The organism is Nonomuraea sp. NPDC059194 (assembly GCF_042754765.1).
GTDB lineage: Bacteria > Actinomycetota > Actinomycetes > Streptosporangiales > Streptosporangiaceae > Nonomuraea.
The window spans coordinates 88,822-112,911 of record NZ_JBHZBH010000028.1 but is presented as its reverse complement, the minus strand read 5'-3'; the positions used below and the strand labels follow the sequence as shown (position 1 = coordinate 112,911).

General features: G+C 71.1%; 23 protein-coding genes. 16 read left to right on the top strand and 7 right to left on the bottom strand.

The genetic code is table 11. The features are described 5' to 3' along the window. The first annotated feature begins 87 nt into the window (after positions 1-87). Positions 88-873 carry a carbon-nitrogen hydrolase family protein gene (locus ACFXJ8_RS29865; RefSeq protein WP_379647302.1) on the top strand — a complete coding sequence of 262 codons (786 nt, stop codon included), beginning with the start codon at positions 88-90 and terminating at the stop codon, positions 871-873. A gap of 36 nt (positions 874-909) precedes the next feature. Here ACFXJ8_RS29865 and ACFXJ8_RS29860 read toward each other — a convergent pair whose 3' ends face one another. Together ACFXJ8_RS29860 and ACFXJ8_RS29855 are read right to left on the bottom strand one after the other, a co-directional pair. After that, on the bottom strand, positions 910-2,163 hold the full coding sequence (locus ACFXJ8_RS29860; RefSeq protein WP_379647301.1) for an NAD(P)/FAD-dependent oxidoreductase: 1,254 nt from the start codon (positions 2,161-2,163) through the stop codon (positions 910-912). Between the two features lie 176 nt (positions 2,164-2,339). Then, the gene (locus ACFXJ8_RS29855; protein ID WP_379647300.1) at positions 2,340-2,747 is read right to left on the bottom strand and encodes a hypothetical protein; all 408 of its coding nucleotides are present in this window, start codon (positions 2,745-2,747) and stop codon (positions 2,340-2,342) included. Between ACFXJ8_RS29855 and ACFXJ8_RS29850 the strand changes: the two genes are divergently transcribed. After that, the gene (locus ACFXJ8_RS29850; protein ID WP_379647299.1) at positions 2,742-3,440 is read left to right on the top strand and encodes a helix-turn-helix domain-containing protein; all 699 of its coding nucleotides are present in this window, start codon (positions 2,742-2,744) and stop codon (positions 3,438-3,440) included. The two genes, ACFXJ8_RS29855 and ACFXJ8_RS29850, sit on opposite strands and share 6 nt — an antisense overlap. A gap of 443 nt (positions 3,441-3,883) precedes the next feature. Further along, on the top strand, positions 3,884-4,711 hold the full coding sequence (locus tag ACFXJ8_RS29845) for a nitroreductase/quinone reductase family protein (protein ID WP_379647298.1): 828 nt from the start codon (positions 3,884-3,886) through the stop codon (positions 4,709-4,711). Between the two features lie 46 nt (positions 4,712-4,757). On the opposite strand, the gene ACFXJ8_RS29840 is transcribed toward ACFXJ8_RS29845, so the two are convergent. Beyond that, positions 4,758-5,912 (bottom strand): epoxide hydrolase family protein, encoded by a 1,155-nt coding sequence (locus ACFXJ8_RS29840; RefSeq protein ID WP_379647297.1) that lies wholly within the window; start codon positions 5,910-5,912, stop codon positions 4,758-4,760. Between the two features lie 147 nt (positions 5,913-6,059). Further along, positions 6,060-6,440: an ACT domain-containing protein gene (locus tag ACFXJ8_RS29835; RefSeq protein ID WP_379647296.1), complete on the bottom strand. Its 381-nt coding sequence runs from the start codon at positions 6,438-6,440 to the stop codon at positions 6,060-6,062. 164 nt (positions 6,441-6,604) lie between these two features. Here ACFXJ8_RS29835 and ACFXJ8_RS29830 point away from each other — a divergent pair, with 164 nt between their 5' ends. The 4 genes from ACFXJ8_RS29830 to ACFXJ8_RS29815 all read left to right on the top strand — a co-directional run bounded on the left by ACFXJ8_RS29830 (position 6,605) and on the right by ACFXJ8_RS29815 (position 10,880). After that, positions 6,605-7,639 carry an AraC family transcriptional regulator gene (locus ACFXJ8_RS29830; RefSeq protein WP_379647295.1) on the top strand — a complete coding sequence of 345 codons (1,035 nt, stop codon included), beginning with the start codon at positions 6,605-6,607 and terminating at the stop codon, positions 7,637-7,639. A gap of 89 nt (positions 7,640-7,728) precedes the next feature. Beyond that, entirely contained in the window at positions 7,729-8,946 is a 1,218-nt protein-coding gene (locus ACFXJ8_RS29825; protein ID WP_379647294.1) for a styrene monooxygenase/indole monooxygenase family protein, read from the top strand. Then, the gene (locus tag ACFXJ8_RS29820; RefSeq protein WP_379647293.1) at positions 8,943-9,410 is read left to right on the top strand and encodes a flavin reductase family protein; all 468 of its coding nucleotides are present in this window, start codon (positions 8,943-8,945) and stop codon (positions 9,408-9,410) included. Before ACFXJ8_RS29825 ends, ACFXJ8_RS29820 begins: the two co-directional genes overlap by 4 nt. 99 nt (positions 9,411-9,509) lie before the next feature. Beyond that, entirely contained in the window at positions 9,510-10,880 is a 1,371-nt protein-coding gene (locus ACFXJ8_RS29815; protein WP_379647292.1) for a cytochrome P450, read from the top strand. Here the strand turns inward: ACFXJ8_RS29815 and ACFXJ8_RS29810 are convergent. Both ACFXJ8_RS29810 and ACFXJ8_RS29805 read right to left on the bottom strand, forming a co-directional pair. After that, the gene (locus tag ACFXJ8_RS29810) at positions 10,849-12,186 is read right to left on the bottom strand and encodes a sensor histidine kinase (RefSeq protein WP_379647291.1); all 1,338 of its coding nucleotides are present in this window, start codon (positions 12,184-12,186) and stop codon (positions 10,849-10,851) included. The genes ACFXJ8_RS29815 and ACFXJ8_RS29810 overlap by 32 nt on opposite strands. A 161-nt stretch (positions 12,187-12,347) precedes the next feature. Then, positions 12,348-13,379, bottom strand: a complete 1,032-nt coding sequence (locus ACFXJ8_RS29805) for a terpene synthase family protein (protein ID WP_379647290.1) — start codon at positions 13,377-13,379, stop codon at positions 12,348-12,350. A 151-nt stretch (positions 13,380-13,530) separates the two neighbouring features. On the opposite strand from ACFXJ8_RS29805, the gene ACFXJ8_RS29800 reads away from it, so the two are divergent. From ACFXJ8_RS29800 to ACFXJ8_RS29760, 9 genes are all read left to right on the top strand, one after another. Beyond that, entirely contained in the window at positions 13,531-15,795 is a 2,265-nt protein-coding gene (locus ACFXJ8_RS29800) for a nitrate- and nitrite sensing domain-containing protein (protein ID WP_379647289.1), read from the top strand. Continuing rightward, entirely contained in the window at positions 15,792-16,199 is a 408-nt protein-coding gene (locus ACFXJ8_RS29795) for a roadblock/LC7 domain-containing protein (RefSeq protein ID WP_379647288.1), read from the top strand. The genes ACFXJ8_RS29800 and ACFXJ8_RS29795 overlap by 4 nt, the downstream gene beginning before the upstream one ends. Beyond that, the gene (locus ACFXJ8_RS29790) at positions 16,196-16,573 is read left to right on the top strand and encodes a DUF742 domain-containing protein (RefSeq protein WP_379647287.1); all 378 of its coding nucleotides are present in this window, start codon (positions 16,196-16,198) and stop codon (positions 16,571-16,573) included. Before ACFXJ8_RS29795 ends, ACFXJ8_RS29790 begins: the two co-directional genes overlap by 4 nt. Next, positions 16,554-17,141: an ATP/GTP-binding protein gene (locus ACFXJ8_RS29785; RefSeq protein WP_379647286.1), complete on the top strand. Its 588-nt coding sequence runs from the start codon at positions 16,554-16,556 to the stop codon at positions 17,139-17,141. The genes ACFXJ8_RS29790 and ACFXJ8_RS29785 overlap by 20 nt, the downstream gene beginning before the upstream one ends. 214 nt (positions 17,142-17,355) lie before the next feature. After that, positions 17,356-19,725, top strand: a complete 2,370-nt coding sequence (locus ACFXJ8_RS29780) for a nitrate- and nitrite sensing domain-containing protein (RefSeq protein WP_379647285.1) — start codon at positions 17,356-17,358, stop codon at positions 19,723-19,725. Next, entirely contained in the window at positions 19,722-20,147 is a 426-nt protein-coding gene (locus ACFXJ8_RS29775; RefSeq protein ID WP_379647284.1) for a roadblock/LC7 domain-containing protein, read from the top strand. The genes ACFXJ8_RS29780 and ACFXJ8_RS29775 overlap by 4 nt, the downstream gene beginning before the upstream one ends. Beyond that, the gene (locus ACFXJ8_RS29770; RefSeq protein ID WP_379647315.1) at positions 20,147-20,512 is read left to right on the top strand and encodes a DUF742 domain-containing protein; all 366 of its coding nucleotides are present in this window, start codon (positions 20,147-20,149) and stop codon (positions 20,510-20,512) included. Before ACFXJ8_RS29775 ends, ACFXJ8_RS29770 begins: the two co-directional genes overlap by 1 nt. Continuing rightward, a complete protein-coding gene (locus tag ACFXJ8_RS29765; RefSeq protein ID WP_379647283.1) occupies positions 20,493-21,080 on the top strand; it encodes an ATP/GTP-binding protein in 588 nt (195 codons plus the stop codon). Before ACFXJ8_RS29770 ends, ACFXJ8_RS29765 begins: the two co-directional genes overlap by 20 nt. A gap of 193 nt (positions 21,081-21,273) precedes the next feature. Beyond that, on the top strand, positions 21,274-22,251 hold the full coding sequence (locus tag ACFXJ8_RS29760; protein ID WP_379647282.1) for an endonuclease/exonuclease/phosphatase family protein: 978 nt from the start codon (positions 21,274-21,276) through the stop codon (positions 22,249-22,251). A gap of 64 nt (positions 22,252-22,315) precedes the next feature. Here ACFXJ8_RS29760 and ACFXJ8_RS29755 read toward each other — a convergent pair whose 3' ends face one another. Beyond that, positions 22,316-23,809, bottom strand: a complete 1,494-nt coding sequence (locus ACFXJ8_RS29755; protein ID WP_379647281.1) for a serine hydrolase — start codon at positions 23,807-23,809, stop codon at positions 22,316-22,318. Positions 23,810-24,090 lie beyond the last annotated feature (281 nt).

Below are 24,090 nucleotides of genomic sequence, written 5' to 3'. Positions count from 1 at the left end.
CCTCCCACTCGACCGTTTCACCGGCTGCACGCACGAGCCCCGGTCTGGTCGCGGAGCCGGTGAGCCCGCGAACGCTAGGATGCCGCCGTGCCCCAAGAGACGTTGATCGTGACAGTCGCCCAGACTTCCGCCGTCCCGGGGGATGTGACCGCCAATGCTCATGCGGCGGCGGCTTTGATCCCGGTGGCCGCTCACTCCGGGGCGAAGCTACTCATGTTCCCCGAGCTCTCCCTCGTCGGCTACGACCTCGGCCTCTTTGACGGCCCGGCGGCGTGGGTGACCGAGGACGACCCGCGGCTCGACGTCGTCCGGCAGGCCGCGCAGGACTGCGGGGTGACAGCCGTGGTGGGCGCGGCCTACCGCCAGGCGGACGGCACGGGGTCGATCGCCTCGCTGGCGGTGCGCCCAGACGGGAGCATCCACGTCTACGGCAAGCAGAACCTGCACGGCCGGGAGCGCGACCTCTTCCAGCCCGGCGGGCCGGGCAGGCTTCTCGACGTTGACGGCTGGCAGGTCGCTCTCGCCATCTGCTACGACGCCGGCGTGCCGGCCCACGCCGAGGACGCGGCCCGGCGAGGTGCGGAGGTCTACGCCGGATCGGTGCTGTACACACTGGCGGAGATGCGGCGGCTGGACCTCCACTTCGGGGCACGGGCCATGGATCACCGCATGTTCGCGATCGCTGCCAACTACGCCGGCACGGGGCCGGGCTGGATGTCGTGCGGTGGCAGCGGGGTGTGGCACCCGGACGGGACCCGGCTGACGCAGGCCGCGACCGGCCCGGGTCTGTTCACCACAACGATGTCGCGCAGCGAGTTGCAGGCGTTGCGCGACAAGGACGCACTGGCGGGATACCCGCGCAGAGCGGCCTAGTCTCGGACACCGAGCCGCCGCCGGAGCCCCGAAAGTTCAGCGGGCCCTTCGCACGCTTCCCTTGACCCAGCGGGAGAACACGGCCCAGGCCAGCGGAACGGGCACGGTGCCCGCGCCGAGGCCCACCTCCACCAGTAGGTCGAAGACCTCCGGCCGGCGCGCGGCCGTCTCGATCGCCGCGTCGATGAACCCGGGCGACTGTGCCGCTCGGGCGAGCACGTCGGTCGTGCGCAGGTGCCGTCCGAGCGCGCGACGCAGGCTGCGCCGGTAGGCGGCCAGCGGGTCGGCGGGCGCCGTGACGGCCGCCTCCCCCGCGAGCCTGCCAGACAGCAGCGCGTAGTAAATCCCCTCACCGGTCAGGGGGTTGATGAGGCCGGCGGCGTCGCCCGCGAACATGACCCTTCCGACGCCCGGCCGGGGCCGACCCGGTGACAGCGGCAGATGGTGGGCGCGCAGGTCGCGTGCGGGCAGGCCGGGCAGCAGTTCGGCGAGCCTGCCGTACAGCACCTGTCTGCCCGGCAGTCCGGTCTCCCGCAGCCTCGGCAGCAGCATGCCGTAGCCCACGTTGGCGGTGCCGTCGCCGATGGGGAAGGCCCACGCGTAGGCGGGCCAACCGGACTGCTGCATGGCGATGAGCTGGGCGTCGTCGGCGTCGGGCAGGTCGGCGTAGCCGCGCACCGCGATGGCGGTGTGTTCGTCGGGCGGCGGTGGCACGCCGAGCAGCCGGCGCATCGTGGAGTTGGCGCCGTCCGCCGCGACGACCGCCCGGGCGCGCACCTCGCCGTCGATGACGACGTGAGTGTCGGCGGCCGCCGGCGAGCCGCGGCGCGCCTCCCCACCGATGACGACCTGGCCTTCGTCGACGGCCGGTGAGCCGTCGCGGCGCACCTCGCCCCCGACCTGGCCATCGAGGACCAGCGAGCGGACGCGGTGGCGGCGCACCTCGACCCCTCGGGCGCGGGCGGCCTCGACGAGGCGAGCGTCGAACACCATCCGGGGCACCACGTGGTTGGGGCGGGCGACCGTGGCCGAGACACGCACGCCGCCGGGCGAGACCACCGACAGACGCCGCGTCGGACGGTAGTCGGCGATGAGATCGGGCAGGCCGAGCAGCGCCAGCTCGTCCCCGCCGTGGGCCGCAATGCCGTCGCCGCACGCCTTGTCGCGGGGAAAATCGTCCCTGTCGAGGAGGAGGACGCGCGCTCCAGGATCGAGCTGCTTAGCGCGCAGTGCCGCCGCCGAGCCTGCGGGCCCACCGCCGACGACCACCACGTCCCAGACGGTTGTCATCCAGGACACCTGCCACGCCAAGCTCCCCGCGAAACCAGGGAACGTTTGTGGAAGCGCGCGCGATCGTCGGCAGGGCGGTCAGGGGCAGGCGGGCGCAGGCCGTACTCGCCACCGAGACCGGCAGCATGCGCACCCCGAGGGCATGGATGAAGGCCATCGGCCGCTGAGGTGGCGGGTCACGGGGCGGTCAGCGCCACCGTGACCGCCCAGCCGAGGTAGGCGGCGTTGACCACCAGCCGTGCCGCGACGCCGACCGGCCGGTCCAGTAGCCGCGGCCGGTCGGGGCGCGCATGCCGTAGCGCGTCGAGGTGCGAGGCGAGATAGACGGTGATGAGGGCCGCGGCGGCCCATCCTCCCGCGGCCGTGATGCCCGGCGCGGCGGCGACCACTCCCCCGGCGAGCAGCACCCCCACGGCGATCTCCGCCGCGCCGCTGGCGGCGACGGCCAGGCCCGCCCACGGGAACCAGCCGGGGACGAGGGTGCGGAAGTAGCCGGGGAACACGAAGTGGGAGGTCCCCACGACGATCAGGAAGAGCGCCAGTGCGATGGCCGCGATGTCAGCGATGTTGGCGATATCGTGCATGACGCGATGCTCATCCCCGCGCCCACCACGGCGCTTGAACGAAACGATCGCCGGCTGGTGTTCGCCTCCGGCGGGCTGACGGTGTTCGCCGAGGACGGCCCCGCGAGCGTCGCCCGTCACCTGCATCCGGCGTGGAAGGTGGTCCTGCCGGACCGGGGGCAGGCCCAGGCCGAACGCGTCTCGGCGGCCGGACTGCTCGTGCCGCCGCAGCTCGCCCACAGCGCCTCCGTCACCTCCGCCTACACCGCCCTGTTCGTGGATCCGTGGCTGCTGCGGCCCCGGCGGGAGATGACGGCGCTCGACCCGCATGCCGTACGGCGGCTGCGGGCCGCCCTGGCCTCCGGCGCCGACCCTGCCAGGGCCGAGCTCGTCAGACTCCTGGGCCCTGGCCCTGCGCTCGACCCGCGGGTGGCCCACGCGGTGGAGAGAGCGGCCGACCTGGCGTCCATCGACGCCATCGCGGGCGAGGTGGGGCTGTCGGCGCCGCGGCTGCGCGCGCTGGTCAGGGAGTCCGTCGGGATCCCGCTCGTCCGGCTGCGGCAGTGGGCGCGGCTGCGCACGGCGGTCGCCCACCTCGGCCACGCGTCGGTCGCCTCGGCCGCCGCGACGGCGGGATTCGCCGACCAGGCCCACCTCACCCGCACCTCGCGGACCCTCCTGGGCCGCACCCCGATCTCGCTCAAAGCCGCCTGACATCTCCTCGCGCACGAAAGCCACCTGGTGGTGACCGGCCCACTGATCGCCGGCCAGGGGGTCGTGGCTCGACTCATCAGCCCTTGATCGTCCTGGTGACCTTGCCCGCCATCTTCGGGAAAGGCTGTGGGGCTGGTTACCGACCTGGGGTAGAGGTTCTTCTACCTCCGATCCGCCTTGACATGGTTCGCCGGATGGGCCTGTAATGACCTTCATGTCGCGTGCCACCGGCCCGGAGGACGGCGGTGGCATGGAGGCGCCGTATCAGGGGGATGATGTCGTGACTTCTCAGTTCACCGGACGCGGCTGACCGCGTAGCGCTTCCGCGCGCCTTCCCCGCATCGCCGTACACACGTGCGGCCTTTTCCCGCGTCGACGCGTCGACGTTCCATGCCTCGCGGGCATTTCCACGATCTCATCCACATCTGGAGCAGACACACAGCATGACCAACGACTTCAACCAGCAGATCATCGACGAGTTCCGCGCCAACCAGGGCCAGGTCGCCGCCTTCGACGGGGCGCGGCTGCTCCTGCTCACGACCAAGGGCGCCAGGACGGGTGCCAGCCGTACGACGCCGGTCGGCTATCTGCCCGACGGCGACCGGCTGCTGGTCATCGCCTCCGCGATGGGGCAGAACGCCCACCCGGCCTGGTACCACAACCTTCTCGCCCACCCGCGCGCCACCGTCGAGGACGGGGCCTTCACCTACGAAGCCGACGCGGTGGTGCTGGAGGGCGAGGAGCGGGACCGGCTGTTCGCCCGCGCGGTGGAGGCGGACCGGGGATGGGCCGAGTACCAGGCCAGGACCGGCAGGGTCATCCCGGTCGTCGCCCTCCACCCGATCCACGCGGGACCGCCCGCCGGGCCCATGGGTGAGGTGCTCAAGACGATCCACGGCGCGTTCCGCAGGGAGCTCGCACTGATCCGCAAGGAGGTGGCCGCGTCGGGGCCCGGGCTGGGGGCGCAGCTGCGCGTCAACTGCCTGACCCTGTGCCAGGGGCTGCACTACCATCACACCAACGAGGACGCCGGGATGTTCCCCGCGCTGGAGCGCGACCACCCCGAGCTCGCCCCCGCCATGAAGCGGCTGCGTGACGAGCACGAGGTGGTCGCCCGGCTGCTGGCGCGGCTGCAGGAGCTGCTGGCGGACGACGACCTCGACCACGATGTCCTCGTGGCCGAGGTCGACACCCTCGCCACGGAGCTCGAGGCCCACCTCGACTACGAGGAGGAGCAGCTGGTGCCGATCCTGAACGGCCTGGCCCGCTGAATGACGAGGCGACGGGCCACCGGGCCCGTCGCCTCGTTCAGGAGACTCAGGCGGTGGACCTCAGGGTGCCGAAGAACTGGCGCAGTTCCCGTGCCACCTGCTCGGGCTCCTCGTGCGCCATGAAGTGCCCCCCGCGCCGCGGGACGCTCCAGTGGCGCAGGTCGGCGTAGAGCCGTTCGGCGAGACTGCGGGGGAAGTTCGCGAACGCGGGCTCGTTGCTCACCGTGACCGCTCCTGGCACGCCGATCCGGGGGACGGGCCGGTTGCCGGCGTAGTCGTAGTACTGCCGGAAGGACGAGCCGATGCTGCCGGTCGCCCAGTAGAGGGTCGCCACCGTCAGGATCGTGTCCTTGTCCCAGCTCTTCTCCAGGTCGCCGCCGCAGTCGCTCCAGTCGCGGTACTTGTCGACGATCCAGGCCACCAGGCCGGCGGGAGAGTCCATGAGGGCGGCGGCGATCGTGTCGGGCCTGGTGCACATGATCTCGCTGTAGCCCTGGTCGGTGACGTCGTAGGCGTCGAGCGAGTCGAGGAACGCCTGCTCCTCCGGGGTCGGCGGGTTCTCCTCGAAGCCGGTCGTCACCACCGCGGAGGTGATGTGGACGCCGGCGACCTCGCCCGGATAGAGGGCGCCGAGCCACTGCGTCACCCCGCCCCCGATGTCGCCGCCGAACGCGCCGAAGCGCCGGTAGCCGAGGGTCTTCGTCATGAGCGTGTGCCAGGTCTCGGCGACGCCCCTGCGGGTGAAGTGGCCGCGCGGCAGGTCGGAGAACAGGAAGCCGGGCAGTGAGGGGACGACCACGTCGAAGGCGTCCGCGGGGTCGCCGCCATAGGCGGCGGGGTCGGCCAGCATCGGGGCGACGCGCAGCATCTCGACGAAGCTGCTCGGCCAGCCGTGCGTCAGGACCAGCGGCAGCGGCTCGGGCGCGCCCTCGGCCCGCCGGGCGCGCAGGTGCACGAAATGCACGCGCCTGCCGTCGACGTCGGCGACGAAGTGGGGGAAGGCGTTGAGCGCCCGCTCGGCCGCCCGCCAGTCGAAGCCGTCGGCCCAGTAGGAGACGAGCTCGCGCAGGTAGCCGGGGTCGACGCCGGCCGCCCAGTAGGTGTCGTCCGAGGCGGTGGTGTAGAGGGCGCGGGCCAGGCGGGCGCGCAGGTCGGTCAGGATGTCATCGGAAACGGTGATCTGAAAAGGCTTGACTGTCATGGTTCCTTCGTCCAGAAGCTGGCGTGACATAGGCGCTCCTGGGCGGGGGCTCAGACCAGCACGGCTCCCAGGAGTGCCCGGACAGGGCTGAAGTCGGTCATCGGGCTCACCTCCTCGCATCGCTTGACGAGTCAGACTATACAGGGATCACAGGGCACCGCTGATCACGTGCCCCCGCGCCTCCAGCGCCTTCGAGGCCCGCCGCAGGTCGGCCGTCCGCACCAGCAGGTAGTCGGTGTCGAACGTGGACAGCGCGAACACCGAGACACCCGCCTCGGCCAGCGGCGCGGTCAGCGAGGACAGGATGCCGACGAGCGAGAAGTCCAGCTCGCCCGCCACCCGCAGCGCGCTCCATCCGCTCTCCACCCTGGCCTCCGGCGGCTCGTCGCCCGTGGCGCACACGATCGAGACCTCCTCGGCCGTGACGGTCACGCCGTACAGCTCGGCCGAGCGCGGCGGGGCGGGCGCGGCGGAGCCGGCCGGCAGCCGGCAGACGGAGTACGCGCGGGAGAGCAGGCGGAGCTCCACGTCCATCACCCCTGAACAGCGTTGAGATTCCATGTTCGTCCTGAACCAACCTCGCGTCCGCATAACACGCCGAGCCCTTTTGTGTACAAGTACGTGGACGACCGCCCCCACGCCCGTCACGATCAGCGTGAACCCCTCGGAGCACGAGCACGGGAGCCACTCGGATGGGAAAGGTCCTGCTCGCCAACAGACCCCTGTTCCGCAGCACCGATCTGGACGAGGTGCGCGAGCAGGTGGCGCGGGTGTTCTGCCCGCACCGGCTCGACCTGGCGGGCGATCACTCACTGCTGTCGGCGCGTTTCAACTCCGCGCAACTGGGGTCGGTGCGGATCAGCTATCTCGACTACGCCGCAGCGGTGCGCATCGAGCCGGGTGAGCTGGAGTCGTTCTACCTGGTGCAGATCCCGCTGGCGGGCCGCAGCCTGATCCGCTGCGGCGACCAGGAGATCGTCTCCACCCCTGAGCTGGCGTCGCTGCCCTCGCCGACGGAGTATCTCGACATGCGCTGGGCGGCCGGCTGCCCGCAGCTCATCGTCAAGTTCGAGCGGGCCGCCGTCGAACGGGCACTGGAACAGCTGCTGGACGCGCCGCTGGACCGGCCGCTGGTCTTCGATCTGGGCCTCGACCTGAGCACGGGCTGGGCGCGCGCGTGGCGCGGCATGGCCGACCTGATCGTCAGGGAGGCCGAACACGACGACGGCCTGGCCGCGCAGCCGCTGGCCGTCGCGCACCTGGAAAGCGCCATGCTGTCCTCGCTGCTGACCATGCAGCCGTCCACCTACCGCGAACGGCTGCTCGCCCCCACGCCGCCCGCGCTGCCCAAGGTCGTGGGCAGGGCGGTGGAGTTCATCAGGGAGCACGCCCACGAGCCGATCACCACCGAGCAGGTGGCCAGGGCCGTGGCGGTCAGTGGCCGCTCGCTGCAGGAGGGCTTCCGCCGCCACCTCGGCCACACCCCCATGTCCTATCTGCGGGAGGTGCGGCTGGACAGGGTGCACGAGGAGCTGGCGGCGGGCGATCCGGCCCGCTGTACGGTCACCGGCGTCGCCGCCCGCTGGGGCTTCCTCCATCAGGGGAGGTTCGCCGCCGCCTATCGGGCGAGGTATGGCCTGCCGCCCTCGGCCACGCTGCGCGGCGACCGTGCCGAAGGTGGGCGCCACTCGGAAGATCGTGCGGAAGGTGGACGGTATCCGCGCTGAGCGGATGGCTCGGCCCCTGGCGCCGGCCGTACGGTCTTACCAGGCGCCTACCGATCCCACCCTCCCACCCCTTGAAGGGACGTGCTTTCATGCGCGACATCCTGATCGTCGGCGCCGGGCAGGCGGGCCTGCACCTGGCCGTCGGCCTGCTGAAGAACGGCTACGACGTCACCGTGGTCACCGATCGCTCGCCCGAGCAGATCGGCGAAGGCCGGGTGACCTCCAGCCAGGCCATGTTCGGCACCGCCCTGGGCCACGAGCGGGCCGTCGGGCTCGACCTGTGGGCCGACTCCAGCCCGCCGATCGAGGGCATCGCCTTCACCGTGCCCGGCCCGCACGGCCCGGCCATCGACTGGGCCGCCAGGCTGGACGTCCCGGCCCGCTCGGTCGACCAGCGGCTGAAGATGCCCGCCTGGATGGCGGAGGTCGAACGGCTCGGCGGCAAGCTGGTCGTGCACGAGGCGACGGTCGCCGACCTGGAGAGCTACGCCGCGCGCTACGACCTGGTGCTGGTGGCCGCGGGCAAGGGGCAGATCGCCTCGCTGTTCGAGCGCGACGCCGCCCGCTCGCCGTACGACAGGCCCCAGCGGGCGCTGGCACTCACCTACGTGCACGGTCTCGCACCGCGTCCTGGCCACTCGGCGGTCTGCTTCAACCTCGTCCCGGGAGTCGGGGAGTACTTTGTCTTCCCCGCGCTGACGCTGTCGGGGCCCTGCGAGATCATGGTGTTCGAGGGGGTGCCGGGCGGGCCGATGGACTGCTGGGGCGACGTGCGCACCCCGGCCGAGCACCTGGCCACGAGTCGCCGCCTGCTGGAGACCTTCCTCCCGCGTGAGGCCGCCCGCTGCGCGCGGGTCGAGCTGACCGACGAGCTGGGGGTGCTGTCGGGACGCTTCGCCCCCGTCGTGCGGCGGCCCGTGGCGACCCTGCCCTCGGGCGCCCAGGTCCTCGGCGTCGCCGACGTGGTGGTCCTCAACGACCCGATCACCGGGCAGGGCGCGGGCAACGCCGCCAAGTGCGCGGCCGCCTACCTCGACAGCGTGCTGGAGCACGGCGACCGGCCGTTCGACGCGGCGTGGATGGCCGCCACGTTCGAGCGTTACTGGGCGCAGGCCAGGCACGCGACCGCGTGGACCAACGCCCTGCTCGCGCCCCCGCCGCCGCACGTGCTCGACCTGCTCGGGGCGGCGGGCCAGGTGCCGCAGATCGCCTCCAGGTTCGTCAACGGCTTCGACGACCCCTCCGACTTCGACGAGTGGTTCATGGACCCGGTGAAGGCCCGCGACTACCTGAAGGCCCTGTCATGAGATCGCTGCGGGCGGCCCTCGGCCAGTACGCCACGGGGGTGGCGGTGGTCACCACCGCGCTGCGGGACGGGCGGCGAGCAGGGGTGACGGTCAACTCCTTCACCTCCGTCTCGCTGGACCCGCCGCTGGTCCTGTGGTGCCTGTCCCTGCGGGCGCCCAGCGCGGCCCTGTTCCTGCGGGCGGGCAGGTTCGCGGTCAACGTGCTCGGGGCCGGCCAGGACGAGCTGTCGCGCCGGTTCGCCGCGCCTGCGGCCGACAAGTTCGCGGGGGTGGCCACGACGGCGGCGGCGTGTGGGCTCCCCCTGCTGGACGGCACGCTGGCGAGCTTCGCCTGCCGTACGGTGACCGTCCACGAGGGCGGTGACCACCTGATCTTCATCGGCGAGGTCGAGCAGTTCGGCCACACGGACGGTGAGCCGTTGCTGTTTCACTCGGGGCGATATCTGGAAAGGGCGACTGCCTGATCTGTCATACCTTGATCAGATATGGGCGGGTGTGATACTCACACAGAGTTATGGATGCCGGGAGAGGTCCAGGTCGCTTCTGAAGTGGGGACGGACGCCATGTCGTTAGACGCGGGCACTGCCGTGACGATGCCGCGAGTGCTTCCCTTCCACCGGGCCCTGCCTCGCCTGGTGAGGGACCCCGTCACCGAACTGTCCAAGATGGGCACCGAGGCCGGGGGCCAGGTCGTCCGTATCGACCTCGGCCCCTTCCGGCCGTACCTGGTCTCCCATCCCGACCACGTCCAGCAGGTGCTGAAAACCGACTGGACCAATTTCGTGCGCGAAGGCATGTTCTGGCGGCCGCTGCGGCGCGTGGTCGGCCACAGCATCCTGGGCGAGGGCGAGGGCTGGGCCTCCAGCAGGAAGATCCTGCAGCCGTTGTTCACGGCCAGGTACACCGCCTCCCTGGGCGAGGACATGGCCGACATCATCGCCGAGTGCATCCAGGAGCTCGACGACTACGCGCGGACCGGCCGGCTCGTCGACGGCGGGTACCAGATGACGACGATCGTCAACCAGGCCGTCATCAAGGTGCTCTTCGGCGGCCGGATCACCCGCGAGGCCTCCGAGCGGCTCGCGCCCGAGTTCGCCACCTGCGCCACGTCCATCGGCTTCCGGCTGCTGTTCCCGTTCGTGCCCTACTCCGTCAAGGTCCCGGGCGACCGGGCCTTCCTCGCGGCCGTGAAGAAGATCGACGAGATCGTCTACCCGCTGATCGAGCAGGCGCGCCAGGAGGACACCGGCTCAAAAGAGGTGGTCTCCGCGCTGATCAGGGCCAGGATCGAGCAGGACGGCGAGGCGGACCTGCGGCAGGTCCGCGACGACCTGGTGAGCATCTACGGCGCCGCGTCTGAGACCACGGCCATGTCGTTGACCTGGCTGTGGTCGGTGCTGCACGAGCACCCCGACGTGAACGCCAGGCTGCGGGAGGAGATCGACGAGGTCGTGGGCGAGGGCCCGGTCCGGCCCGAACACGTCGCGAAGCTCAGGTATCTCCGCATGGTCCTGCAGGAGTTGCTGCGGCTCTACCCGTCCGGCTGGATCATCCCCCGCCAGACGGTGGCGGACACCGAGATCGGCGGCGTCCCGATCAGGGCCGGTTCCCAGGTGCTGGTCAGCCCGTACGCGACCCACCGGCTCGGAGAGTTCTGGGAGCGGCCGCTGGAGTTCGACCCGGAGCGCTGGGCGCCGGAGAAGGCGGAGAATGCCGAACGGCGGCACCGCTACAGCTACTTCCCCTTCGGCGCCGGCCCGCACGTCTGCCTCGGCCAGCACCTGTTCTACCTCGAAGCCCCGCTCGTGATCGCCAACCTGCTGAGCAGATACCGGCCGGTGCTGACCAACCCGAAGCGGCTCACCCCCGTGCCGGGAGCGTCGGTGCGGCCCAAGGAGAAGGTCATGCTGAGGCTGGAGCCGGTCCGGGGCTGACGGCGGGGAGGCGAAGGACGAAGCACGCCCCTTCTTCACTGTCGGCGAGGGTCAGCGAGCCGCCGTGGTCGCGGACGATCTCCCGTGAGATGGCCAGTCCGAGACCGCTGCCGCCGGGATCCCGCCGACGGCCCTCCTCCAGCCGGACGAACCGCTCGAAGACGCGTTCGCGGCTGGCGGCCGGGATGCCGTCGCCGTCGTCCCGCACTTCGACCACGGCGTGGCCGCCGTCACGGGCCACCCGCACCTCGACGACGGAGTCGGCGTGCCTGGCCGCGTTGTCCAGCAGGTTGGTGATGACCCGGATGATCCCGGTGCGGTTGGCTTCGACGTCCACCTGATCGTCCGCCTTGGCGTTGACCGGCACCCGCCGGGGACGGCGGGCCACCTCCTGGCGGATGAGGGCCGCCAGGTCGAACCGCTCGGTCTCCTGCGCGATGCGCGCCTCGCGACGGGCCAGCACCAGCACGTCTTCGACGATGTTCTGCAGGCGTTCCGTCGCCGCCAGCGCGTGCTGGATGAGGTCCGAAGCATCGGTCTCCTCGGGGCACATCGCTGCGGACTCCAGCCCGGTCTGCAGTGCGGTGATGGGGCTGCGCAGCTCGTGGGAGACGTCGGAGACGAACCTGCGCTGCTGCTCGACCGCGCGTTCCAGGCGGTCGAGTGTGGCGTTGACGCTGATCGCGAGCCGCTGGATCTCATCGGCCTGGCCAGGGACCGGAACGCGGCGATGCAGGTCCGTCGCGGTGATGATCTGGTCCATTTCCGTGCGGACCGCCTTGACCGGCTCCAGCGTGCGGCCCACCGACCACCACATGGAGACACCGCGCAGCGTGACCGTCGCGATCGCGGCGGTCCCGAACACCGCCGCGATCACCGGCCGCGGCAGGAGACCGGGCTCAGGCACCGCGGCGATGATCGTGAACGGTGTCCCGCCGAGGAAGACGCGGAAGGTCGTGGCCAGCATGCACGGGTCGCCGGCTCGCGGGTAGCCGCAGACCGAGCTCTCCTTGCGAATCTCCAGCGGAGTCGGCAGCTTCGCCGGAATGGGACCCTGCCCCGCGATCGCCTCGCTGGCGGCGACCACCTTGCCCCGCCGGTCGACCACCTGGGCGATCTCCTCGGGCCGGGTCATGACGAGCGGATTGACCAGCCGGCCGGCCTCGGCGTCCACGGCGATCCGGTGCGCGACCCGATCGGCGGTCTGCCGCGCACCGGCCATCGCATCGTGCCTCACCAGCATCAGGAGAACCACGTACAAGGCGCCGGCCAGCACGCCGGTCACCAGCACCGCGGTGAGCGTCATCCTGGCCTGGATGGGCCATTCCCGTGGCGAGCGCATCACGCCGGCCGGCCCGGCACGCCGAGCCTGTCCCCCATTGATCACGTTCATCAGTTCCCCCGAGCTGCAACTGCAGCATAGTGAACGCGTGTATGGGGCAGATCAGGCCGTCTGTCCGAATCGGGCTAACCCCCGTGGCTGTCCACGTCTCCGGCCAGTTCGTGAACGGTGTAGGCGTGGGTGTCCCTGGCCATGTACCAGCGGCCGTTGAACGCCACGCTTCGCCGCTGCCCTTCGGCGATCTCCTCCAGCTCGGCGGGCACCTTCGCCAGCTCGGCCGCGAAGGCCGTCTGCAGCTCGTCGACGCGGGCCGCGACCAGGGGAACCGCCGCCTCCTCGCTCAGGCCCGTGCGCTGCAGGATGCTGATGGAGTTGGGCTTGCCCTCGGCCTTCTCCCTCTCGAAGGTCCTGATGTCGTTGGCCAGCCGTACACATGAGGCGCCGAGATGGGTCGCCGCCTCGACCGACGTCCAGTGCGCGGCATCGGCGGGGACGGGACCGCAGGTGGCCAGGGCGGCCGCCCACCAGGTGGGGTACAGGATGGTGAGCAACCCGTTGGCGAGATACTCCTCGTACGACGGCCACGGCCGCCCCGCCGACCACGCGCGCTCGCGGGCCATGGCCGTACCGGCGAGCTCCAGCTGACGGGCCAGATTCGGTACGTGGGCCGCCGCGCCGGGGTATGCGCGGAATCGGGCGCACCACCGCGTCCAGACGGCCAGGATCTCCCCCGCCGGGCCGTCGAAGGCGTCCGGGTCGGCCTCGCCGTACAGGATCGAGGGAAGGGCGCCGGAGAACGCCGCGAAGTCGCGCTCGGACCACTGCCCGGCGACGCTGTCGGCGATGTCGTCGACGCCGAACAGGATGGCGGTCAACGCCCCGAGGTCGGCGATCTGGTCACGGGGCGCACGCGGGAACGTGGCGGCGGCCGACAGGCAGCTGAAGGCGAGTCTGCTGGCCGAGCTCTCGCCGTCGGCGTACAGGACCGGCGAGGAGCGCAGCAGCGTGGCCGCCTCGGGCACCGCGTCGAGCGCGGCCCGCAGGACGGCCGCCCTGTCCGGCTCCGGAACCCCGGCCAGCTGGTGCGACCCCTTGAGCAAGCGGTCGGCGAGATCGTTGCGGATGTCGAAATATGCCTCTGGGCTGGGACCGCTCACGCGACGACTATACCCATACGCGATCTTCGCAAAATATGGATTACCGCTAGGAAAAAAGGGTTGTAATTTGAGCGAAGATCACGATTCTTGCTAAGGTGCCCACGGTTGCCCGCGCCGGTGTGCGATCACATGACTTCGCAGAGTAGGTACTATGTCCCCCCGCAATTCACGCCTGCGGACCAAGGTCACGGCTTTGCTCCTCTCCCTGACAGCGCTGTGGGCGTTCGCGGCCTGGGTCACGCTGCGCGAGGGCGTCAACCTCCTCTGGGTCGCGCAGCTCGACAGCAGCGTGATCGGGCCGAGCGAGCCACTGCTCGTCGAGCTCCAGCGTGAGCGCCGAGCCTCGATGATCGAGCTGGGCGAACGGTCTTCCCGCTCCCGCAAGGAGTTGCAGAGCCAGCGCCAGCGCGCCGACCGGACCAGGGCGGAGTTCGAGGAGCTGGCGCGCGCGGACGTCGTCAAGTGGGCCACCGACGACGACGGCGAGAAACGGCTCGCCGCGGTGTTCTCGAAGCTCGGCAGCCTCGCCTCGACGAGGCGGGCCGTCGACGCCGGGCGGATGACCCGGATCGAGGCGAGCGTGGCCTACGCCGACGTCATCGACTCCGTCTTCCAGATGTACGGCTCGCTGGCGACGCTCGACGACAAGACGGTCGCCAGGGACATCCGCACGCTGCTGGCGCTCAGCAGGGCGCGCGAGATCCTCGCCGGCGAGGACGCCCTGCTGGCCGGAGCGCTCGCCGAAGGACAGTTGAGCGTCGAGGAGCACGCCCAGTTCACCAAGACCGTCGGCGCGTGGCGTATCGTCGCCGAGCAGGCCGCCGCCGATCTGCCGGACACCGAGCGGGCCGCCTACGAGAAACTGGTCGAGGGCCCGGTGTTCACCCGGCTGGCGAGCCTCGAGACCCTGCTCGCCGAGGGGGGCGGCGCCACCGGCGCCATCCCATTCGGCGCCGACCAGTGGAAGAGCACGACCGAACGGGCCCTGGCCGACTTCAACGCGACGGTGCTCGGCGCCGGAGACCGCGTCGTCGACCGCGCGACCCCCGTCGCGACCGGTGTCATCGTACGGCTGGCGTTGGCCGGCGGCCTCGGGCTCATCGCGGTCATCGCGTCGATCATCCTGTCCGTCACCACGGCCCGAGCGCTCTTCGCCCAGTTGCAGAAGCTGCGTGACGCCGCGCACGAGCTGTCCGACGAACGGCTGCCCCGCGTGGTCGAACGCATCGGTCACGGCGAGCAGGTCGACGTCGCCGTCGAGGCGCCGCCCCTGCAGTTCGGCACCGACGAGATCGGCCAGGTCGGCCAGGCGTTCAACACGGTGCAGGAGACCGCCATCCGGATCGCCGCCGAGCAGGCCGAGCTCCGGCAGAGCATCCGCGACATCCTGCTCAGCCTGGCCCGCCGTACCCAGGGACTGGTGCACCGGCAGCTCACCGTGCTGGACGTGATGGAGCGGCGGGAGACCGACCCCGAAGACCTGAAGGAGCTCTTCCGGCTGGACCACCTGGCCATCCGCATGCGGCGTAACGCCGAGAACCTCATCGTGCTGTCCGGCTCCTCACCGGCGCGCACCTGGCGCAACTCGGTGCCCATGGTCGACGTGGTGCGCGGGGCCCTGGCCGAGGTCGAGGACTACACCCGCGTGACGCTCATGCCGATGGGTGACGTCGTGCTGGTGGGCCGGGCCGTCGGTGACGTCATCCACCTGCTCGCCGAGCTGATCGAGAACGCCGCCTCCTTCTCCCCGCCCTACACCACCGTCCAGGTCAGCGGGCAGCTCGTGGCCAACGGCTACGTGGTGGAGATCGAGGACCGCGGTCTGGGCATGAAGCCGGAGGACCTGGCCGCCGCCAACGAGCGCATCGCCAACCCGCCCGAGTTCCGCATCTCCGGCACGACGGCGCGGCTGGGCCTGTTCGTGGTCAGCCGCCTGGCCGAGCGCCACGGGATCCAGGTGGTGTTGCGCGCCTCGGCGTACGGCGGGACCACGGTAGTCGTGCTGCTCCCGCAGCAGCTCGTCGAGACGAGCCCGGCGCAACCCGAGAGCGACCTGCCGACGGAGCTGCCGCGCCGGCAGAGCGCGGTCGCCACGGCCACCCGCCCGGCTCCGCTCCAGACCTTGGCAGCGCCGCAAACCCCTGGCACCACCGCGCCACCGGCCTCCGGCATGCCGGAGGCGGCGCCGGCCAGCCGTACGCCGTCGGGGCTGCCGCTTCGGGTGCCCCAGGCCAACCTTGCTCCCGCCCTGCGCGACGAGACTCCCGCCACGCCACCAGGCCCCGAGGAGGAGGACGACCAGCGCTCGCCGGAGGAGATCCGCGCGATGATGGGATCGCTGCAGCGCGGCAGCCGGCTCGGCAGAACCGAGGCGGCCAAGCTCATGCGGGACGACCGGCCGGGGGATGACACGTGACGAGCAGTGCGGGCCGGGATCTGAACTGGCTGCTGGACGACCTCGTCAGCAGGGTCAACGAGACCGAACACGCCATCGTGCTCTCCTCCGACGGGCTGCTGATGGCCTCCTCGGCGGGGCTGGAGCGAGCCGACGGCGAGCACCTGTCGGCCGTGGCCTCCGGGCTGCAGAGCCTGGCCGGAGGCGTCGCCGAGCAGGTGAGCGGCGGCGCGGTCCGGCAGACGGTCGTCGAGTGGAAGTCCGGGTTCCTGATCGTCAGCGTGGCCGGGCAGCGGGCCTGCCTGGCCGTCCTGTGCCGGCAGGCCGCCGACATCGGGCTGGTCGCCTACGAGATGGCCATGCTCGTCGCCCGCGTCGGCCAGTACCTCACCTCAGAGGCGCGCATCGCGGGGAGTGAACGGTGAACGGACCGGACGCGCCCGCTGACGACGACTGGGTCGACCCGGAGATCATCCGGCCCTACGTGGTGACCCGCGGACGGACCCAGCCCACCACCGGCACCTTCGACCTGATCTCCATGGCGCTCACCCTGAGGTCACCCCCCGGCGCCGAGGCGGGGCTCGATCCCGAACATCTGTCGATCCTGCGGATGTGCCGCGAGCCGAAGTCCGTCTCCGAGATCGCAGCGGATCTGGATCTGCCCATCAACACGATCCGCGTGCTGCTGGGAGACCTGTACGAGCGCAACCTCGTCGCCGCGCAAGACCCCCACTACGAGACGGACATGAACGACATGAACATGTACAGGGCGGTGCTCGATGGTCTCCGCTCGCTCTGACCACCCGCGCATGCCGACCGCGATCAAGATCCTGGTCGCGGGCGGCTTCGGCGCGGGCAAGACCACCATGGTCGGCGCCGTCTCCGAGATCAAGCCGCTGCGCACCGAGGAGACCCTCACCGACCGCAGCGTCGGCGTGGACGACACCTCGGGCGTGGCGGCCAAGAGCACCACCACGGTGGCGATGGACTTCGGCCGCATCACGCTGAGCGGCGACTACGTCCTCTACCTGTTCGGCACGCCGGGCCAGGAGCGGTTCTGGTTCGTCTGGGACGAGCTGGCCGAGGGGTCGATGGGCGCCGTCGTCCTGGCCGACACCCGCCGCCTGGCCGACTGCTTTCCCTCGATCGACTACTTCGAAAAGCGCGGCACGCCGTTCGTGGTCGCGGTGAACGCCTTCGAGGGGGCGACGACGTACGAGCTCGACGAGGTACGGCACGCGCTCCAGCTCAACCCGTCGATCCCCATCGTCATCTGCGACGCCAGGAAACGGGCGTCGAGCCGGGACGTGCTCATCACGCTGGTACGGCACGCCGCCGAGGTGCGGTCCCACCTGATCGGCAGCTGACCAGGGATTTGCGGATGACCTGAAGGGCGGGAAGTCCTGACACAATTCACAGAAGATCTTGAGCCACTTTTGTCTGATCGCTAAGGTGTGCCGAGTGCCACATTCCCCTGGTGTGCGACAAACGCGGTCATCCCGCGGCCCTGACAAGGGCCCGGCAGGCCACAGCAAACACCGGCGATGGCGGGCAACCCGGGTCCGTAGCAAGATCGTCGCGATGCTCGTCTCCCTGGTCGCCCTCTGGGGATTCAGCGCATGGGTCACCGTCTCCGACGGCGTCAACCTGCTGTGGGCCACCACGATCGACGCCAACGTCGTCGAGCCGAGCGAGCCCCTGCTGTGGGGGCTCCAGCGCGAACGGCGTCTGACCATCGACGCTCTCGGCTCGGGAACGGCGCTCACCCAGCAGCTGCGCGCCCAGCGCGAGGACAACGACCGGCTACGGCAGGCGTTCGACACGTCCGCGCGCTCCTCGACGACCCAGTGGGCCGCGGCCGACGCGCTCATCACCCGCTCGCACGAGGTGCTGCGGCAGCTGGCCACCCTGCCCGAGCTGCGCCGGAGCATCGACGCGGGAAAGCAGAACCGCAAGCAGGCACAGGCCGCCTACGACGGGCTGATCGACAGCTTCTACCCCATGTACGACACGGCGCTGGCCGTCCTCGGCGACGAGCAGATCGACAAGGACGGCAGGACACTCACCGCGATGAGCAGGGCGCGCGAGCTCCTGTCCCGCCAGGACGCGCTGGTCAGCGGCATCCTCGCCGGCGGCGGCTTCACCCGCGACGACCAGGCCGCCGTCGCCAAGGCGAGCATCATCGCCGCCTACGCCCTGGACCAGGCCGCCTCCGCCCTGCCCGCCGAGGACCAGCAGGCCTTCCGCGAATGGCGAGCGGGCGCCTCGGTGACCCAGCTGCGCGCGCTGGAGCGGACCATGGCGTCCGCCGACCCCACGGGCAGCGCGCCGATCACCGCCCAGCAGTGGCGGACCGCCGCCGACGGCTCACTGTCCGGCCTGAACACGATGATCCAGGACGGCGGCGACCACCTCGTCGACCGGGCGGCGCCCGTCGCGGTCGGCGTGCTGGTCCGCCTCCTGATCGCGGGCGGGCTCGGCCTGGTGGCCGTCGTCGCCTCGATCGTGCTCGCGGTCACCACCACCAGGGCCCTGCTGGCCCAGCTGAACCGCCTGCGGGCGGCGGCGCTCGACCTGGCCGAGCGCAGGCTGCCCGGCGTGGTCGAGCGGGTCAGCCACGGCCAGAACGTCGACCTGGCCGAGGAGGCGCCGCCGCTGGCGTTCGGGCCCGACGAGATCGGCGAGGTGGCGCGCGCGTTCAACACCGTGCAGGAGACCGCGATCAGGGTCTCCGTCGAGCAGGCCGAGCTGCGGCTGAGCACCCGCAACACGCTGACCAGCCTCGCCCGCCGTACCCAGGGGCTGGTCAAGCGGCAGCTCGACGCGCTCGACGTCATGCAGCGCCGGGCCACCACCCCCGAGGAACTGACCGACCTGTACGCGCTGGACCACCTGGTCGTCAGGACCAGGCGCGCGGCCGAGAACCTGCTCGTGCTGGCCGGCGCCACCCCGGCCAGAACGTGGCGGCGCTCGGTCCCGCTGCTGGACGTGGTGCGCGGCGCGCTGGCCGAGGTCGAGGACTACCGCAGGGTCTCGATCAACCCGCTCGACGACAGCCACCTGCTCGGCAAGGCGGTCGGCGACCTCACCCACCTGCTGGCCGAGCTGATCGACAACGCGGTGTCCTTCTCCCCGCCCAACACCGCCGTCACCGTGAGCGGGCAGCACGTGGCCAACGGGTACGTGCTGGAGATCGAGGACCGTGGCCTCGGCATGTCCTCCGCCGACCTGGCCGAGGCCAACAGGCAGATCGCCGACCCACCCGAATTCAAGATCACCGGTACGGCGGCGCGGCTCGGCTTCTACGTGGTCAGCAGACTCGCGGCCAGGCACGACATCGTCGTGACGCTCAAGTCCTCACCGTACGGCGGGGTGGCGGCGGTGGTGCTGGTGCCGCTGGCGCTGCTGCAGGAGCCCGAACAGGGCGACCCCTTCGACCCCGACGCCCCGTCCCCTGAGCAGACGACGGCCCCGACCGCGCCTGCGCGTCCGCGTCCTCGGTCTTCTGTCCAGCAGGGGGCCACACCGCCGCCTCATCTTCCGCAGCGGACGACGCCCGCCGTTCCACGCCCGGATCGGACCGCGCCCCCGCTCTCGGCACCGACACCTTCGACTGCCCCCGCCTTCGCTCTGCCGGTCCGTCAGCGGACCACGCCCACCGCCCCGCCCCCGCCGCAGACGACGCCCCCGACTGCCGACCGGCCGCTCTTCACCCCTGGAGGCCTTCCCCTGCGCGTGCCCCAGACCAGTCTCGTTCCCGAACTGCGCGACCAGCCCGCCCCCTCCGCCACCAGCGCGTGGCCCGACGAGCCCACCCCGGGCATCGCGGACGACGAGGACGAGCTGCGCACCCGCTTGGCGGCCCTCCAGCGGGGCACCGTCCGCGGCCGCGCCGCCGCCGAGCGCCTGCTCGGCGAACGCGACCCCTACGGCGACCAGGAGTCGACATGACCACGGCCCAGCTGAACTGGCTGCTCAACGACCTGACCAAACGGGTCTCCGACATCACGCACGCGATCGTCCTGAGCAGCGACGGGCTCGTGCTCGCCGCCTCCGACGGATTGGATCCCGCCGACGCCAACCGGCTGTCGGCCGTCGCCGCCAGCCTGCAGAGCCTCGCCAAGGCCGCCACCGACTACGCGGGCGGCGGACAGGTCAAGCAGACGCTCGTGGAATGGCAGCACCTGATCCTGCGCGTGACGGTCGCCGGTCACGGGGCCCGTCTGGCCGCGCTCACCGCCCACGACGCCGACCTCGGCCTCGTGGCCTACGAGATGGAGATGCTCATCGCGAAGGTCGGTCAACACCTGTCCACCAACGACCGCCTCGCCTCCGCCAACGGCATCGACCCGGGAGAAGGTGAGGTTGCTTGATGACCCGCTCAGGCACGCCCGAGCACGAGATCGATCCCAGCCTGCTGCGTCCTTTCGTGATCACCCGAGGGCGCACCCAACCGGCGCGCGGCGCCTTCGACCTGATCACCCAGGCGATCGCGGTGGCCGAACAGCCCGGCCTCGGGCTCGACCCCGAACACGCGGCGATCCTGCGACTGTCCAGGGCACCGATCGCGGTGGCCGAACTGGCCTCCCACCTGGACCTGCCGCCCGGCGCGGTCTGCGTCCTGCTCGGCGACCTCCTGGAGCAGGACCTGATCGACGTGCAGCACCCCCAGCCCGACACCGACATCCATGACCCGCAGGTCTACAAGGCGGTACTCGATGGTCTTCGCTCTCTCTGAACGGCGCCGCATGCCCAACGCGGTCAAGATCCTGATCGCGGGCGGTTTCGGCGCGGGCAAGACCACCATGGTCAGCGCCGTCTCCGAGACGCGGACGCTGCGCACCGAGGAACTGCTCACCGAACGCGGCGTCGGCGTGGACGACGTCTCCGGCGTCTCCGCCAAACGCTCCACCACCGTGGCCATGGACTTCGGGCGCATCACGCTGAGCACCGACTACGTGCTCTACCTGTTCGGCACGCCCGGGCAGGAACGGTTCTGGTTCCTCTGGGACGAACTGGCACTCGGCGCGCTCGGCGCGGTCGTCCTCGCCGACACCCGCAGGCTGGCCGACTGCTTCGCGGCCGTCGACTACTTCGAGCGGCGGGGCACGCCGTTCATCGTGGCGGTCAACTGCTTCGAGGGGGCGGACCTGTTCGAGGTGGAGGAGATCAGGATGGCGCTCCAGCTCGATCCGGCGGTCCCGATCCTGCTGTGCGACGCGCGCGACAAGGGGTCCAGCAGGGACATGCTCATCGGGCTGATCGACCACGCGCTCCAGCGCCGCCTACTGCACTCGGCTCCGTGACGGCGGCCTCCTCCCGAAGCCCCCAGTCACTCCGGGACGGCGTCGCGATGGAGGCCAACTCATCGGGGTGGTGCGGTGTCCTCCCCTAGAGGCCGATGTGTGATGGCTGGTTCATCCCCTGCGGCGGCGGTTCATCCGCCTTTCATTTCCGTCCCCCAAGCTGTCATGGCATGAGCCGAAGCAAGGGGTTCGCGTGAGCATCACCGCCGAGAAGGGCCAGCGGGCAGCCGAGTCCGCGCCGGGCCGCAAGCGCAGACGGTGGATGTCGTGGCTGGTGGCGACGTTGCTCGCCGCTTGGGCCGTCATCAGGACCTTCGGGCTGGAGCATGGATCGTTCCTGACCCAGCTGATGACGCTCACGCCGTACGCGCTGGCGGTCGGGGTGGTCGTGACGCTGATCCTGGCCGTCCGCAGGAGGCCGGCCGCCGTGCTGGCGCTGGCCGCATGCGTGGCCCTGACCGCGGCGCTGGTGCCACGGGTGGTCGCGGAGCCGCTCACCGCGCGGGGGCCCGCGCTCAAGGTGCTGTCGATCAACCTGTTCTCCAGGGCCGACGCTGAGGCGGTCGTCTCTCTGGTACGGGAGTTCGACCCGGACGTGTTCAGCGCGCTCGAACTGGGGCCCGAGACGGTCAGGCGGCTCGACGCGGCGGGGCTGGACACGCTCATGCCGTACCGGGTGCTCCAGCCGGCGTGGGGGGCGACGGGCAGCGGCCTGTTCGCCAAGCACCCGTTGACCGAGCTGAAGGGGCTGTTCACGCCGATCGGGCACAACATGCCCGCAGCCACGGTGAGCCTGCCTTCGGGGGCCAAGGCACAGGTGGTGGCGATCCACCCGAACCCGCCGCTGGGCCGGATGGCCGCCGAATGGAACGCGTCGCTGGCGGCGATGCCTCCACCGTCGCCTGACGTGGTGCGCGTGCTGGCCGGGGACTTCAACGCCAGCATCGACCACCGGGCGCTGCGGAACCTGCTCGGCAAGGGCTACATCGACGCGGCCGAGAAGGTGGGCAAGGGGCTGACGCCGACGTGGCCGAACGGCAGGCTGATTCCGGCGCTGATCAGCATCGACCACGTGCTGGCCGACCAGCGGGTGGGGGTGGCCAGGGTGGAGGTGCGCGACGTCCCCCGCACCGACCACCGCGCCGTCTTCGCCGAACTCCGCCTCCCATAGCCGGCGGCCTTTCCACCCACCCCCGCCGCCCGCAACTGGGGCCGCGGGCTTGGGAGTGGCGGGTTCAGGGGTGGCGGGTGAAGGTGCCGAGGCCGTTCTGGTTGAGGTGCTCGACGGTCACCGCGGTGGCCCGGCCCGCCCGCACGACGAACCGTACGCCGGACAGTCCCACCGCGTTCTCCCCCTGGGTGGCGTAGCTGAAGGTGTCGCCGTCGTAGTGCCGCAGCGGGAACGTCATCCCCTTGGGGCCGAGCCGCATCACCAGCCCGCCCCGGCCGGAGGAGGTGATCTGCGTCGGCCCGTAGTAGGGATTGTCGTAGGTCGCCGTGTAGACGTCGTCGGCTCGCGCGGGCCTGCCGTTCTCGGGCGGCCTGGCGTAGTCGATCGTCGATCGCCCGGCCTGGTCCAGGCTCTTGAACAGGCCGCCGACGAACGTGAGCCAGTCGACCGTCTGCCTGCCGTGCTGCGCGATGTCGAAGAAGGTCTCAGCCACGACTTCCGGCAGGCCGACGGGTTCGCCGTTGGTGAGGACCACGATGCCCAGCCCCTCCGTGGGCAGCAGCGTCACCGTGGTGGCCGCGCCCAGATCGAACCCGCCGGAGTGGTTGAGCCGGAGCCGTCCCAGTTGGTCGTAGTTCACGTTCCAGCCGAGCCCGTAGAACTTCGCCGCGCCGGACGGACTCATGGGCAGTATGGAGACGATCTGCGGTTGGTGCGTCTGGCCGAGGGCGGCCGGATCGATGACCGGCCTGCCGTCGAACGTCCCGTTCCCCAGTTGCAGCCGCATCCACGAGATCAGGTCGCGGGCGGTGGAGCTCGCGCCGCCCGCCGGGGACTGCGCCTGGGGGTCGCGGGTGTACCTGGCCTCCCAGCGGCCGTCCACTTTGACGTGGAGGAAGGCCCTGTCGGGCGCGTTGGCGTAGGCGGAGAAGAGCGAGCTGGTGGATCTCATGCCCAGTGGCCGGTACAGGACCTGGGCCGACAGTTCCTCCCATGTGACGCCGCGGGCCTTGGCCACCGCGTCCGCCGCCGCGGTGAGGCCGAAGTTGGTGTAGGCGTAGCTCACGCGGAAGGGCGCCAGTGGCTCGTAGCGCAGGTGTCCGAGGATGTACGGCCGGGCGTAGCCGAGATCTTCGAGCAGGTCGCCCGCGTGGTCGGGGAGTCCGCTGCGGTGGGCGAACAGGTCGGCCAGGGTGACGTGCCTGGTCACCCACGGGTCCTTGAGCGCGAACCCCGGGTCATGCTTGATCACCGGGTCGTCCCAGGCGACCGTCTTGGCGCCCACGACCCCGGCGACGACGGTGGAGGCCAGCGGCTTGGAGACCGAGGCGAGCTGGAAGACCGTGTCGGGGCTGACGGGCTGCGGGTCACCCGCTCGCCGTACGCCGTATCCCTTCAGATACAGCGTTCGGTTCTTGTGGACGACCGCGACCGACAGGCCCGGCACGCCGGTCTTGGCCATGGCGTCCCGGATGACGCCGTCGAGCCGGGTGACAGCCTTGTCGATCTGCGCCTGGGTGAGCGTTGGCGCGGGCTGGACGGGCGGGGCCGCCGACATCGTCACAGCGGGGGTCGGAGGCGTCACCCCGGGTGCGGGCGTCGGTGGCGTTGGAGTCGCGCCGAACGGGGTCGGCGCGAGCCGGGCCGACGGCGGCGCGAGCGGGGCGGGGGGTGCGAGCAAGGCGGGCGACGCGGGCGGCGCTGGGTTCGCTCCGGAGGGTGGGGCAGCGAGTTGCCCCGTTCGCAGGTCGGCGGCGCCGCAGGCGGTGATCAGCAGCGCCCCCGCACTCACGGCCGCCCACCCCGCACACCTTCGCCTGTGTGTCACCTTTCTCAGCT

Excerpts from the sequence above, each read along its gene's own strand:
- ACFXJ8_RS29860 (WP_379647301.1), bottom strand. The coding sequence starts at position 2,163 with ATGACAACCGTCTGGGACGTGGTGGTCGTCGGCGGTGGGCCCGCAGGC.
- ACFXJ8_RS29855 (WP_379647300.1), bottom strand. The coding sequence starts at position 2,747 with ATGCACGATATCGCCAACATCGCTGACATCGCGGCCATCGCACTGGCG.
- ACFXJ8_RS29845 (WP_379647298.1), top strand. The coding sequence starts at position 3,884 with ATGACCAACGACTTCAACCAGCAGATCATCGACGAGTTCCGCGCCAAC.
- ACFXJ8_RS29840 (WP_379647297.1), bottom strand. The coding sequence starts at position 5,912 with ATGACAGTCAAGCCTTTTCAGATCACCGTTTCCGATGACATCCTGACC.
- ACFXJ8_RS29830 (WP_379647295.1), top strand. The coding sequence starts at position 6,605 with ATGGGAAAGGTCCTGCTCGCCAACAGACCCCTGTTCCGCAGCACCGAT.
- ACFXJ8_RS29825 (WP_379647294.1), top strand. The coding sequence starts at position 7,729 with ATGCGCGACATCCTGATCGTCGGCGCCGGGCAGGCGGGCCTGCACCTG.
- ACFXJ8_RS29820 (WP_379647293.1), top strand. The coding sequence starts at position 8,943 with ATGAGATCGCTGCGGGCGGCCCTCGGCCAGTACGCCACGGGGGTGGCG.
- ACFXJ8_RS29815 (WP_379647292.1), top strand. The coding sequence starts at position 9,510 with ATGTCGTTAGACGCGGGCACTGCCGTGACGATGCCGCGAGTGCTTCCC.
- ACFXJ8_RS29810 (WP_379647291.1), bottom strand. The coding sequence starts at position 12,186 with ATGACGCTCACCGCGGTGCTGGTGACCGGCGTGCTGGCCGGCGCCTTG.
- ACFXJ8_RS29800 (WP_379647289.1), top strand. The coding sequence starts at position 13,531 with ATGTCCCCCCGCAATTCACGCCTGCGGACCAAGGTCACGGCTTTGCTC.
- ACFXJ8_RS29785 (WP_379647286.1), top strand. The coding sequence starts at position 16,554 with ATGGTCTCCGCTCGCTCTGACCACCCGCGCATGCCGACCGCGATCAAG.
- ACFXJ8_RS29780 (WP_379647285.1), top strand. The coding sequence starts at position 17,356 with ATGCTCGTCTCCCTGGTCGCCCTCTGGGGATTCAGCGCATGGGTCACC.
- ACFXJ8_RS29775 (WP_379647284.1), top strand. The coding sequence starts at position 19,722 with ATGACCACGGCCCAGCTGAACTGGCTGCTCAACGACCTGACCAAACGG.
- ACFXJ8_RS29770 (WP_379647315.1), top strand. The coding sequence starts at position 20,147 with ATGACCCGCTCAGGCACGCCCGAGCACGAGATCGATCCCAGCCTGCTG.
- ACFXJ8_RS29765 (WP_379647283.1), top strand. The coding sequence starts at position 20,493 with ATGGTCTTCGCTCTCTCTGAACGGCGCCGCATGCCCAACGCGGTCAAG.
- ACFXJ8_RS29755 (WP_379647281.1), bottom strand. The coding sequence starts at position 23,809 with ATGTCGGCGGCCCCGCCCGTCCAGCCCGCGCCAACGCTCACCCAGGCG.